We start from the raw sequence: 13,240 nt of genomic DNA, 5'->3' as shown, positions 1-13,240 counted from the left end.
AAGCCTTATGAACCTTCCCATCGCTGGAAGGTCAAGACGGAAAATAGTAATTGCCATCCACAGTTCACAGGGTTGCCTTCCTATCTCGCCGCGGACGGCGATGATAAGTTCCGTTAGATCGATGCAATGATGTGATTCCAATGCGATATGATCTGACCACGCTGCAACTTGCCACGCTTCTGCCTGCCATCGTCAAGGCGGAGGATATGTTGGCGCGGCTGGATGAGCGTGTCTTGAGGCATGCGGTGGCGGATGGTTTTCGCGAGCGGGGGCACTTTTTCGATGCCGCTGGTGCGCTCTGGGTCGGCGGCGAACTCGTGCATGTGGAGGATCTCGTCCTGCATGATGCGCGCATGGATACGCGCACACCGACGCACGAGTTGACCATCGCCCATGCGGTGCTGCGTAGCAGGCGCCGCCTTTGGACCGCCGATCCTTCCTGGGGCCTGGAGGCGGCGGGTCTTGCCGTCCTGCGCGGTGACGTCGGCGAAACCGAAGACATCATTGCGCCGCGTTCGACGCCTGCCCCGGCCATGGAGCCGGACGAGCCGGTGGATGGGGAAGACGATTTCGGCGTTGATTTCGCCGAGATCGACGCGATCCTCGCCCGATCCGACAAGATCCTGAATGGCGGCGTTCCGGAAGCTCGGCAGCCGACCGTTGACGTTGACGATCCCCTTGCACTCATCCGTGATGAGGATTGGGATGAGGATGAACGGCTGGAGAGCTGGCGCGCTGTCATTCGCGAGGCGGATCTGCTGCCGCCCGCTCTCGGCGCGGCGGTGCTTTTCGATGCCTGGGAGCGAATAGAGCCACTGCGGCGGCAGCATTGGCTCGGCGGCTTGCTGGTCAGCGCCTATCTGCGCAGCCGGGGCAAGGTCACATCCCATCTCTTTTGCCTGAATGTCGGCCTGAAAGCCGTCCGTCACGACCGCCGGCGTGCGCCGGATCGCACCACGCGGCTGACAGCCTTTCTCGAAGCCATGGCACTTTCGGCCGATTCAGGTCTGAAGGAGCTCGATCGCCTTTCGCTTGCCCGGCTGCAGATGGAGCTCCGGCTCAAGGATCGGCGGTCCAACAGCAGCTTGCCCGAAGTCATCGATATCGTGCTGTCGCGGCCCATCGTTTCGGCGAAGATGATCGCGCGTCATGTCGGCGTCACCTCCAGAGGTGCGCTCAATCTGGTGGCCGAACTCGGCCTGCGCGAGATGACAGGCCGTGGTCGCTACCGTGGCTGGGGCGTGCTTTGAGGCGCTGCAGCGGCTTGTGCGGGTAGATGCATCCACCTTGCAACCACAACCCTAGTTTTTCGTCCAATGTTACAGTTTGTTACGCTAAGTGGCGCTAAAATGGACAAAATTTAATGGCCATACCAAATTCCTAAGCGGCGCGATGCAAGCTAAGGTCGCGCCATGAATATCGGGGGATCGTCGATCACCCCGAGCTTTGAAGGAAGGTGCGTGAATGGCTCGGACGTTTCGGGTCGTCGTGTGGTTGGCTGTGATTGGCGTGGTTGGGTACGGCGCCTATGCGATCCGCGATCGTTGGCTTGGGCCGGCAGAGAAGCTGCTCGGCTATCAGAGCGCGGCTGCGCCAGGCGAGCAAGCCCAGGGTGAGCGCCGCGGCGGCCAGGGGCAGGGCGGCGGCAGCGGCAGACGGCGCGGCATGTCGCAGTTCGGCGGACCGGTTCCCGTACTTGCTGCCGATGCGACGACCGCCGATGTCCCCGTCTACATCAACGGCGTTGGGTCGGTGAAGGCGCTGAATACAGTGACAGTGCGCCCGCAGGTCAGCGGACGAATTGTCGAAATCAATTTCGTCGAGGGCCAGGACATCAAGAAGGGCGACGTCATCGCCCGCATCGACGATTCCGTCTATAAGGCACAGCTCGATCAGGCAATCGCCAAGAAGGCGCAGGACGAAGCTTTGCTCGCGGGTGCGCAGCGCGATCTAGCCCGCTACCAGATGATGGTGAAGAGCGCATCCGGTACGCAGCAACAGGTCGATACGCAGACTTCGCTGGTGGCCCAATATACCGCACAGGTCCAGGCGGATGTGGCTGCTATCGAGAGTGCGCAAGCAACGCTCGATTATACGACGATCAGGGCAGCCTTCGATGGGCGCACCGGCATCCGCAACGTCGATGTCGGCAATCTCGTCAGTTCGTCCGATGCGACCGGCATCGTAACGCTCTCGCAGATCAAGCCGATCTCCGTGCTGTTTTCCATTCCGCAGCAACAGCTTGCCCGCGTCAATGCGGCCAGTGCGGCCGGAACGCTTTCCGTTCAGGCTTTGGGCAACGATGGCGAGACGGTAGTCGACAATGGTTCGCTTGGAGTGGTCGACAATCAGGTCGATCCCACCACCGGCACGGTCAAGCTGAAGGCGAATTTCCCCAACGACAAGCTGGCGTTGTGGCCCGGTGCCTTCGTCAATGCCCGCCTGCTTGTGGAGACGCTGAAGGGCGTTACCGTCATTCCGAGCGGCGCCGTGCAGCGCGGACCGAACGGAACCTTCGTCTATATCATCGGCCAGGATCAGACTGTTGCGATGAAGCCGGTGAAAGTGCGCCAGCAGGACGATACGCTTGCGGTCATCGCCGATGGCGTGACGCGCGGCGACAAGGTGGTGACGACCGGTTTCGCGCGGCTTCAGAATGGGTCGAAGGTGCAGATTTCGGCCAATCCGGATCAGGCGTCGCCGGCTGCTCCGTCAACCGACAATAGCGGGCAGCCTGTTGCAGAGAACGACCAACAGAATGCTGCTCCAGGCACCGCAAACGCGGGCGAACGTCCGCATCGCCGCCACAATGGCCAGGGTGGTCAAGGTGGGCAGGGCGGTGCCGGCGGTAATAATGGCCATCGCGGCCAGGATGGTCAGCCTGGCGCCGCTGGCGAACAGGGTGCGGATACGGGCGGCGGCTCGGCCTCCAACAATTCCTCCGCTACGCCGACGCAGCAACAATGAACGTCTCGTCGCTCTTCATCTCCCGACCGATCGCCACCTCGCTCCTCGGGGTGGCGGTGCTGTTGGGCGGCATTCTCGGCTTTCTCTTCCTGCCGGTCGCGCCCTTACCGCAAGTGGATTTTCCGACGATACAGGTGACGACGCAGCTTCCAGGTGCCGATCCCGATACGATGGCGGCGCTTGTGACGGCGCCGCTGGAGCGGCCGCTCGGCCAAATCCCGTCGCTGGCTTCGATGACCTCGTCGAGCGCCTTTGGCATCAGCCAGATCACGCTCCAGTTCGATCTCGGCCGCGATATCGATGGCGCGGCGCAGGATGTTCAGGCGGCCATCAATGCCGCCGGATCGACCTTGCCGCGCACGCTTCCCTATCCGCCGACCTATTCGAAGGTGAACCCCGCCGATACGCCGATCGTGACACTGGCTCTGCGCTCCAACAGCTATTCGATCCGCGAGCTCAGCGATTTTGCCGATACCATGATGGCGCAGCGCCTGAGCGAAGTGTCGGGGGTCGGCGACGTCAATATCCAGGGTGGCGTCAAGCCTGCCATCCGCATCCAGGCGGATCTGCCGCGTCTTGCCTCCTATGGACTTGCCCTGGAGGACATCCGTACGGCGATCACCAATGCCAGCGTTGCCGGTGCGAAGGGTTCGCTCGACGGCACGCAGCAAAGCTTCACGCTTGCCGCCAACGACCAGATCGTCGATCCGAACGTCTATAAATCGGTCATCGTTGCCTACCGCAACAGCGCGCCGGTGCAATTGAAGGACGTCGCAACCGTCGTCGAAGGACTGGAAAACAACCGTGTCGGCGCCTGGTATCAGGGCCAGCCCGCCGTCATTCTCGATATCATGCGCCAGCCGGGCGCCAACGTTATCCAGACGGTCGAGAATGTGCTGAAGCAGATCCCGAAGCTGAAGCAGGCGATGCCGGCCGGCGTCTCCCTTGATATCGTCAATGATCGCACCGAGACCATCCGCGCTTCGATCCATGATGTGCAATGGACGCTGGTCATCAGTATCGGTCTCGTCATCCTCGTCGTCCTGCTCTTCCTGCGGACGATGACGGCGACCTTCATTGCCGGCGTCGCGCTGCCGCTGTCGCTGATTGCCACTTTCGGCGTCATGTGGTTCGCCGGCTTCAGTCTCGACAATCTCTCGCTGATGGCACTGACCATCGGCACCGGCTTCGTCGTCGACGACGCCATCGTGATGATCGAGAACATCGCGCGCCATATCGAAGAGGGCGAAAATCCGATGCAGGCGGCGCTGAAGGGTGCCGGCGAAATCGGCTTCACGATCATTTCGCTGACCGTCTCGCTGGTTGCGGTCTTCATTCCACTGCTGTTCATGACTGGCATCGTCGGGCGCATGTTCCGCGAATTCGCGCTGACGCTCACCATTGCCGTCGTCGTATCGGCCGTGGTCTCGCTGACGCTCACGCCGATGATGTGCGCGCGCATCCTGCGCAAGCCAAAAGAGCATCAGGGCGGCTTTCTGGCCGGTGCCGACCGTTTCACCGACTGGATGGTTGAAGGCTATCGGCGCAGCCTTGTCTGGGCGGTGGATCGCAGCCCTCTCATGCTGCTGATGACGGTGGTGACGCTGGCTGCGACGATCGCGCTTTATGTCGTCATCCCCAAGGGCTTTCTGCCGGCGCAGGACACGGGCCTCATCACCGCCGTCGTCGAAGCCGAGCCGACGACCTCCTTCGAAACCATGAAGCAGATCCAGGCTGATGTGACCGACCGGCTGCGCAAGGATCCGGATGTTGCTGGCGTCGTTGCCGTCATAGGCGCCAGCGCGAGCAATCTGACGCTCAACACCGGCAATCTCAGTCTCGTGCTGAAGCCGCGGAGTGAGCGTAACGCGTCCGCCGATAATATCATCGAGAGGATGCGCGGCGAGGTGACGGGCTTGCCCGGCATCCACGTCACCTTCCAGAGCGTGCGCGACATCTCGATCAGCACCAGGGCCAGCCGTGCGCCCTACCAATATACCCTTACGGGCACGGACACGAATACGGTGGTCGACTGGGCGCAGAAGCTTGTCCAGCGGCTGCAGGAAAGCCCGAAGCTGACGGATGTCGCCTCCGAAGTGGAGATGGGCGGCGGGCGTATCTTCGTCGATGTCAATCGCGAGACTGCTTCGCGGCTCGGTGTATCGATGCAGGCTGTCAGCGATACTTTGAATGATGCATTCGGCCAGCGGCAGATCGCGACGATCTACGGCCAGGCCAACCAGTATCGCGTCATCCTGGAGGCGGCACCGCTATTTCAGTCGGATCCGAAATCTCTCGACAAACTCTATGTCGCCGGCGCCAGCGACACGCAGGTGCCGCTCAACGCCTTCACGACGGCGAGTTTCACGACCGCGCCACTGGTCATCAGCCATGATGAGCAGTTCCCGGCTGTGACGCTCAGCTTCGATCTCGCCAAGGGGGCGTCGCTCAGCGATGCCGTCGCCGAGATCAAGGTGGCGGAGCGAGATATCGAGATGCCCGATAATATCCAGCGCAAATATTCGGGCGATGCCGAAGAATTTGCATCCTCGCTTGCGGGTGAACCCTGGCTGATCCTGGCGGCGGTCGTGACGATCTATATCGTGCTCGGCCTGCTCTATGAGAGCGCCGTGCATCCGGTGACGATCCTGTCGACGCTGCCTTCGGCCGGTGTCGGCGCGCTGCTGGCGCTGATGCTGTTCGGGCAGGATCTGTCGATTATCGCGCTCATCGGCATCGTGCTCCTGATGGGTATCGTCAAGAAGAACGCGATCATGATGATCGACTTCGCGTTGGAGGCGGAGCGCAAGGAAGGCCTGGAGCCGCGCGAGGCCATTCTGAAAGCCTCGATCCTGCGTTTCCGGCCGATCATGATGACCACGCTCGCGGCACTCTTCGGCGCGCTGCCGCTGGCACTCGCCCAGGGCACGGGGGCGGAGCTGCGCATTCCGCTTGGGATCACCATCATCGGCGGTCTCGTGTTGTCACAGCTCCTGACGCTCTATACGACGCCGGTGATCTATCTCGCCTTCGAGCGCCTGCGCGCCAAGATCGTCGGCCGCACTAGTGGCATGCCGAGCGCCGAGATGAAAGAACTGGCGGGTGGCGAGAGATGAACATCTCCGAGCCGTTTATCAAACGCCCTGTCGGGACGACGCTTCTGGCGATCGGGCTGATGATCCTCGGCATCGTTGCCTATCGCTTTCTGCCGGTCGCGAGCCTGCCGACCGTCGATCTGCCGACAATCGTCGTTTCCTCAAGCCGCCCAGGGGCCGATCCGGCCAGTATGGCGGCGAGCGTGGCCGCCCCACTGGAGCGTCATCTCGGGACCATTGCCGGCGTTACGCAATTGACGTCCGTCAGCTCGCTCGGCTCGAGCACGATCATCGTCCAGTTCGATCTCTCGCGTAGCGTCGATGGTGCGGCGCAGGATGTGCAGGCGGCGTTGAACGCGGCTGCGACGGACCTGCCCGGCGATCTGCCCACTCTCCCGTCCTTCCGCAAGATCAACCCGGCGGCGGCCCCGGTTCTTATTCTGGCGCTGACCTCAGACAATGTCTCTCCGAGCGCTATTTATGATGCGGCGGATACAGTTGTGGTGCAGCGCATCTCGCAGGTCGATGGCGTCGGCGGGGTGACCGTGAGCGGCGCCGACCAGCCCGCCATCCGCGTCCGGCTGGATCCGGACCGGCTTTCTGCGATGGGCCTGTCGCTCGATGCCGTTCGCACGGCGATCGTCAACGCCAACGTGCTCGGGCCTTTCGGTTCGATCGACGGTGCCGGTGGCGCTTTCTCCGTTGCCGTCAACAGCCAGTTGAAGACGCCGGAAGCCTACGGACGGATCATCGTACAGAGCGGGGATGGCACCGCCGCTCGCCTCTCCGACATCGCCACTGTCGAGCCTGGGGTGCGCAACAGCCGCTCGGATGCCTGGTATGACGGCAAGCCAGCCGTGCTGCTCAACATCACCAAGCAGGCGGATGCGAACGTCATCGCCACCGTCGATGGCGTCAAGCAGCTGATCCCCGAACTGCAGCGGCTCATTCCTGCCGGTGTGAATATCTCGATCCTTTCCGATCGCACCACCACGATCCATGCCAGCGTCAACGACATGCAGTGGACGCTGCTTGCCACCATTTGTCTGGTCATGGCCGTCGTCTTCGTGTTCCTGCGGCGCACTACCCCCACAGTCGCTGCCGGCGTCACTGTGCCGCTATCGCTCGCCGGCACTTTTGCCGCGATGTGGCTCTTCGGGCTGTCGATCGACAATCTCTCGCTGATGGCGCTTGCCGTATCCGTCGGCTTCGTCGTCGACGATGCCATTGTCATGATCGAGAATATCTATGCCAATCTGGAAACGGGCATGAAGCCGATGCGGGCAGCGCTCGAAGGCGCCAAGCAGATCGGCTTTACCGTCATCTCGATCAGCCTGTCGTTGCTTGCCGCCTTCATTCCACTATTTTTCATGGGCGGCATCGTCGGCCGCTTCTTCCAGACCTTCTCGCTGACGCTCGGCTTTACCATCGTCGTTTCGACGCTCGTGTCCCTGACGCTGACGCCGATGATCTGCGGCCATCGCCTGCGCCAGCACGATATCGATGCCCGGCCTGGCCTGTTCGGCCGCATCGTCGAGGGCACGCTGGGTGCGATTACCGGCTTTTATGGCCGGACGCTGCGGGCGGTGCTGCACCACCGTTTCCTTTCCGTGGTCGTCATCATCGCTTGCGTGGTCATGTCGGGCTATCTCTACGTCAAGGTTCCGAAGGGCTTCATTCCGCAGGATGACACGGGTTTCATCCAAGGCGGTACGCAGGCTGCGACCGATATTTCCTATCCCGCCATGGTCAAGCTGCAGCAACAGGCGGCGGATATCGCTTCGAAGGATCCCGCCGTTTCCGGTATTGGCTCTTCCGTCGGCGGTGGCGGCTTTTCCAGCTCCATCAATCGCGGCCAGCTTTTCATCTCGCTGAAGCCGGAACCGGAGCGTGCGCCAACGGCCGAGGTCATAGACAGGCTGCGCAAGCAGCTGATGGCTGTTCCCGGCCTCAGCACTTTCCTGTTTTCGCCGGGCGATATCCGCGCCGGCGCGCGGCAGTCCCAATCGCAGTATCAGTTCACGCTCTGGGGCGCGAATTACGACGAGTTGGTGGAATGGGCGCCCAAGGTGCTGGAGCGGATGCAGGCCCTGCCGGGATTGACCGATGTCGCGACCGACAGGCAGCCCAACGGCCTGCAGGCGACGGTCAATATCGACCGCAGTCTCGCTTCCCAGCTCGGCGTCAACATCCAGTCTATCGATTCCGCGCTCAACAATGCCTTCGCGCAGCGGCAGATCTCGACGATCTACACGCAGCGCAACCAGTATCGCGTCGTGCTGGAGGCGGACCCGAACTATGCGCTCGATCCGCATGACATTTCGAAGCTCTACGTGCCCGCCTCCGGCGGTACGCAGGTGCCGTTGAGCGCAGTGGCGTCGATCGACCGCACGCTGGCGCCGCTGGTGGTCAATCACCAGGGTCAATATCCCTCCGTCACCATCTCCTACAATCTGGCGCTCAACACGCCGCTGCAGGTCGCCAACGATGCCATCCAGAAGGCGGTGCTGGACATGCACCTGCCCGACACGCTGCATGCGGATTTCGCCGGCGATGCGGCGAGCGTCACCCAATCTTCCGGCAGCCAGCCGCTCTTGCTGCTGGCGGCACTGCTGACGGTCTATATCGTCCTCGGCATCCTCTATGAGAGCCTGGCGCATCCGCTGACGATCATCTCGACGCTGCCGTCCGCCGGCCTCGGCGCGCTGCTGGCGCTTGCGATCAGCGGTACCGAGCTGACGATCATCGCCTTCATCGGCATCATCCTGCTGATCGGCATCGTCAAGAAGAACGGCATCATGATGGTGGACTTCGCGCTGCAGGGCGAGCGCATACTCGGCCTGTCTTCGGAAGAGGCTATCTATCAGGCATGCCTGAAGCGTTTCCGGCCGATCCTGATGACGACGCTGGCAGCATTGATGGGCGCCATCCCGCTGATCATCGCCACCGGCCCCGGTTCGGAGCTGCGACGCCCGCTCGGGATCACCATCGTCGGCGGCCTCGTCGTGTCGCAGGTGCTGACGCTCTATACCACGCCGATCATCTATCTGATGCTTGCCAAGCTGCATGCGAAATGGTCGCCGAAGGCGCAAGCTTCGGCACCGCCAATATCGCCGCAATCAACTTGAGGGGTTAGAGCGTGATGCCGAAAAGCGTCATGGGATTTCGGACGACAGGTCTTAGGTCGACTCGACCTAAAATCATCCGGCTCCAGGTGCATGGATGGACCGGATCAGCCCTTATAGTCCCACGGATCGACGATAGTTATTCCGGTATCCAGGAAATCGGACACATTGCGGGTGGCACGGCTTGCTCTTCGCGACGCTACAATTGCGGCGATCTGAGCATCGAATTGGCTGATCGGCTTGCCGGCCCGACGCCGCGATGTTGCAATGAAGGAATAAGCTCCCGCGGCTTCGCTATCGAAGGGAAGAACTCTTCCGGCGAAATCCTCTTCGAATATGGGGAGAATAGCAGCTTCCAATTCGCTTCGGCGTCGGCCCGCAGGCAACAGCCGGAGACTGTAAAGGATTTCCGCCTGCGTCGTTGCCGTCGTAAAGACGGCGAGAGGAGGCTGGGCGGCGAGCCTCGCTTCAACCATGGGCGATGGTGACGGTGCCAATAGGTCAGAAATGACATTTGTGTCGAGAACGATCATGGATCGATATCGACCGGCCGGATTGGTTCACGTGGAGCCATAATCCAGCACGACCCCACCACTTGCAGCCATGCGGCGACGGATAGTCTCGGCCAAATTGGGTTGACGCTTTTCTTCCGCCGACAAGGCCGCCCGCAGAATGTCTCGCGCCTCATCCTCCATCGATCGCCCATGTGCGGCGGCGCGAATGCGGAGCCGGGTCTTTAAATGATCGTCGATGTTGCGGATCGTCATACTGGCCATAGAAATACCCTGTCATCAATGATTGCACATTAATCATTGATAACAAATTTGGTAATTCAAGACGACACATCCGGTGCCTGATCGAGATCTCCACTCGCTCTCTTTCGAGAGAGAGCGAGTGGAGAGGCCTTAATGCGCCACGTCAGGGTTGGTGGCCTCCGGAGCTGCCGTCGACCGAACATTGCCCTTGAAGACACGGCGGACGGAGACGAAGAGCAGCGGGATGAAGAAGATGCCGAGCACGGTTGCCGAGATCATGCCGCCCATGACGCCGATGCCGATCGAGTTCTGGCTGCCGGAACCGGCCCCGTTGGCGACCGCCAGCGGCAGCACGCCGAGGATGAAGGCAAGCGAGGTCATCAGGATCGGTCGCAAGCGCTGGCGGGATGCTTCCAGCGTTGCGTCGATCAGGCTTTTGCCCTGGTTCTGCTGCTCGATGGCGAATTCGACGATCAGGATGGCGTTCTTTGCCGCCAGACCGATTGTTGTCAGCAGGCCCACCTTGAAGTAGACGTCGTTCGACTGACCGAAGATGGTTGCGGCCAGCAGCGCGCCGAAGATGCCGATCGGGACCGACAGCATGACGGCAAGCGGGATCGACCAGCTCTCGTAAAGGGCGGCAAGCGCCAGGAAGACGACCAGGATCGAAATCGCGTAGAGCTGGCTTGCCTGGTTACCCGAAAGCTTTTCCTGAGCGGACAGGCTGGTCCATTCGTGGCTGAAGCCCGGCGGCAGGCTTGCCATGATCTTGTCGATCTCGTTCATGGCGTCGCCCGAGGAGACGCCAGGCGCCGCGGAGCCGAGGATTTCGACCGCGGACGAGCCGTTATAGCGCTCCAGACGCGGTGAACCGTAGGTCCATTCGCCGCTCGAGAAAGCGGAGAATGGCACCATGTCGCCGCCGGAATTGCGCACATACCAGCGGCCCAGGTCTTCGGGCTGCATGCGGAAATCCTTGTCGGCCTGGACATACACCTTCTTGACGCGGCCGCGGTCGATGAAGTCGTTGACGTAGGTGCCGCCCCAGGCCGTCGATAGCGTCGTGTCGATATCCGAAAGGCCGATGTTCAGTGCGCTCGCCTTTTCCTGATCGATATTCACGGAATATTGCGGCGTGTCTTCCTGGCCGTTCGGGCGCGTTCCGAGCAGCTTATGGTTCTGTGCGGCTGCCCCAAGCAGCTGATTGCGGGCTGCTATGAGCGCATCATGGCCAGCGCCATTGATATCCTTGATGAAGAAATCGAAGCCGCTCGAGCTGCCGAAGCCGGGGATTGCCGGCGGTGCCAGCGCGAAGACGCTACCGTCCTTGATCTTGGAAAAGGCTCCCATGGCGCGACCGGCGATGGCTTGTGCCTTCGACTGCGGTGTCTTGCGCTGATCGAAATCCTTCAACCTGACGAAGACGAGGCCGACATTCTGGCCCTGACCGCTGAATCCGAATCCGGCGACCGCGAATGCGCCCTCGACGTAGTCCTTCTCGTTGTTGAGATAATAATCTCTCACCTGGTCGAGCACCGCCCAGGTACGGGAATCCGTGGCGCCCGGAGGCAGCTGGATCGCGGTCAGCAGAATGCCCTGGTCTTCCTCCGGAAGGAAGGAGCTCGGCAGGCGGTTGAACAGGACGGCTACCGCGCCGCCGATCAAGACGAACACCAGCAGGAAGACGATGCTCAGCCGGATCATGCCGTGCACGCCGCGCTGATAACCTCTCGTTCCCCGCTCGAAATTGCGGTTGAACCAGCCGAACACGCCCTTTTCCTTCGCACCATGTTTGGGCTGCCTGAGAATGGTGGCGCACAGGGCCGGCGTGAGGATAAGAGCGACGATGACGGACAGCACCATCGCCGAGACGATCGTCACCGAGAACTGCCGGTAGATGATACCGACCGAACCGGAGAAGAAGGCCATCGGGATGAACACGGCCGACAAGACCGTGGCGATGCCGATCAGCGCGCCGGTGATTTCCTGCATCGACTTGATCGTCGCCTCGCGCGGCGACAACCCCTCTTCCTCCATCACGCGCTCGACATTTTCGACGACGACGATGGCGTCGTCGACCAGAAGGCCGATCGCCAGCACCATGCCGAACATGGTCAATGTGTTGATGGAATAGCCGAACATCGCCAGCACACCGAAGGTGCCGAGCAGGACGACCGGGACGGCGAGCGTCGGGATCAGCGTGGCGCGCAGGTTCTGCAGGAAGACGAACATGACGATGAAGACGAGCACGATGGCTTCGAACAGCGTCTTGACCACGTCCTCGATCGACAGCTTCACGAAGGGCGTCGTATCGTAGGGATAGACGATCTCCACGTTCGGCGGCAGGGTCTCGCTCATATTGCCGATGGCTGTCCGCACCGCTTCGGCCGTATTGATGGCGTTGGCGCCGGAGGCGAGCATCACCGCGAGACCGGCGGAGGGATGACCGTTATAGGTGGTCGACGTCGTATAGCTGTCTGCTCCGAGTTCCACGGTGGCGACATCGTTGATGCGCACCAGCGAGCCGTCGGACTGGCTTTTCAGGATGATGTTTTCGAACTGCTGCGGCGTCTGCAGGCGGCTCTTTGCGGTGACCGTCGCATTGAGCTGCTGGCCCTTGCGCTGCGGCAAGGCACCCAGCTGGCCAGCCGAGACCTGAGAGTTCTGGGCCTGGATTGCGCTCGTTACGTCGCTCACCATCAGCTGATATTTGGCAAGCTTGTCCGGATCCACCCAGATGCGCATGGCATAGCCGGCACCGAAGATCTGCGTATTGCCGACGCCTTCGATGCGCTTCAGCGTGTCGTTCAGGGTGCTGGAGACGTAATCGGCAAGATCGTTCGAGTTGAGCTTGCCATCCGTCGACACGAAGCCGACGACCATCAGAAAGTTCGAGGTCGATTTCGAAACGGTGATGCCGGTATTTTGAACGGTCTGCGGCAGCTGGGCGGTGACGAGCTGCAGCTTGTTCTGCACCTGCATCTGCGCGACGTCAGGATCGGCCTTGTTGGTGAAGGTCAACGAGATCGAGGCCTGACCCGTCGAGGTCGAGGTCGATGTCATGTAGTCGAGATTGTCGATGCCGGTCATGCCCTGCTCGATGACCTTGGTCACCGAGTTTTCGACGGTTGCGGCGTCAGCCCCGGAATAGGTGGCGCTGATGCTGACTGTCGTCGGGGCGATCTGCGGATATTGCGAAATCGACAGCGTGAAGATCGAAAGTGTGCCCGCCAGCATGATGACGATAGCGATCACCCAGGCGAAGATCGGCCTGTCGATGAAAAAACGAGACATCGTC

The 13,240-nt window shown here is 61.4% G+C and carries 6 protein-coding genes and 1 pseudogene; 4 read left to right on the top strand and 3 right to left on the bottom strand.

What is annotated here, in order from left to right; genetic code table 11:
* Window positions 1-140 precede the first annotated feature (140 nt).
* The 4 genes from GDN47_RS24100 (at window position 141) to GDN47_RS24085 (ending at window position 9,190) form a co-directional block, all read left to right on the top strand.
* Window positions 141-1,250 carry an RHE_PE00001 family protein gene (locus tag GDN47_RS24100; RefSeq protein ID WP_113353747.1) on the top strand — a complete coding sequence of 370 codons (1,110 nt, stop codon included), beginning with the start codon at window positions 141-143 and terminating at the stop codon, window positions 1,248-1,250.
* A 214-nt stretch (window positions 1,251-1,464) separates the two neighbouring features.
* A complete protein-coding gene (locus GDN47_RS24095) occupies window positions 1,465-2,967 on the top strand; it encodes an efflux RND transporter periplasmic adaptor subunit (RefSeq protein ID WP_152094418.1) in 1,503 nt (500 codons plus the stop codon).
* Complete coding sequence (locus tag GDN47_RS24090) at window positions 2,964-6,083, top strand: efflux RND transporter permease subunit (RefSeq protein ID WP_152094417.1); 3,120 nt, start codon at window positions 2,964-2,966, stop codon at window positions 6,081-6,083. The genes GDN47_RS24095 and GDN47_RS24090 overlap by 4 nt, the downstream gene beginning before the upstream one ends.
* Window positions 6,080-9,190 (top strand): efflux RND transporter permease subunit, encoded by a 3,111-nt coding sequence (locus GDN47_RS24085; protein ID WP_152094416.1) that lies wholly within the window; start codon window positions 6,080-6,082, stop codon window positions 9,188-9,190. Before GDN47_RS24090 ends, GDN47_RS24085 begins: the two co-directional genes overlap by 4 nt.
* A gap of 104 nt (window positions 9,191-9,294) precedes the next feature.
* Here the strand turns inward: GDN47_RS24085 and GDN47_RS24080 are convergent, their stop codons facing one another.
* The 3 genes and pseudogenes from GDN47_RS24080 to GDN47_RS24070 all read right to left on the bottom strand — a co-directional run bounded on the left by GDN47_RS24080 (window position 9,295) and on the right by GDN47_RS24070 (window position 13,236).
* Window positions 9,295-9,720: a type II toxin-antitoxin system VapC family toxin gene (locus tag GDN47_RS24080; protein WP_152094415.1), complete on the bottom strand. Its 426-nt coding sequence runs from the start codon at window positions 9,718-9,720 to the stop codon at window positions 9,295-9,297.
* Window positions 9,717-9,963, bottom strand: a pseudogene (locus tag GDN47_RS24075) (FitA-like ribbon-helix-helix domain-containing protein). Before GDN47_RS24075 ends, GDN47_RS24080 begins: the two are co-directional and overlap by 4 nt.
* Window positions 9,964-10,092: 129 nt before the next feature.
* Window positions 10,093-13,236 (bottom strand): efflux RND transporter permease subunit, encoded by a 3,144-nt coding sequence (locus GDN47_RS24070; protein WP_145635868.1) that lies wholly within the window; start codon window positions 13,234-13,236, stop codon window positions 10,093-10,095.
* Between the last annotated feature and the right edge of the window lie 4 nt (window positions 13,237-13,240).

Origin of the sequence: Martinezella dioscoreae, from assembly GCF_009176305.1 — a bacterium.
GTDB lineage: Bacteria > Pseudomonadota > Alphaproteobacteria > Rhizobiales > Rhizobiaceae > Rhizobium > Rhizobium dioscoreae.
The sequence above is the reverse complement of the archived record's forward strand: the minus strand, read 5'-3'. Positions and strand labels throughout refer to the sequence as shown.

Bases quoted from the DNA above. Each gene is read 5' to 3' on its own strand.
- GDN47_RS24100 (WP_113353747.1), top strand. From the start codon at position 141: ATGCGATATGATCTGACCACGCTGCAACTTGCCACGCTTCTGCCTGCC.
- GDN47_RS24095 (WP_152094418.1), top strand. From the start codon at position 1,465: ATGGCTCGGACGTTTCGGGTCGTCGTGTGGTTGGCTGTGATTGGCGTG.
- GDN47_RS24090 (WP_152094417.1), top strand. From the start codon at position 2,964: ATGAACGTCTCGTCGCTCTTCATCTCCCGACCGATCGCCACCTCGCTC.
- GDN47_RS24085 (WP_152094416.1), top strand. From the start codon at position 6,080: ATGAACATCTCCGAGCCGTTTATCAAACGCCCTGTCGGGACGACGCTT.
- GDN47_RS24080 (WP_152094415.1), bottom strand. From the start codon at position 9,720: ATGATCGTTCTCGACACAAATGTCATTTCTGACCTATTGGCACCGTCA.
- GDN47_RS24070 (WP_145635868.1), bottom strand. From the start codon at position 13,236: ATGTCTCGTTTTTTCATCGACAGGCCGATCTTCGCCTGGGTGATCGCT.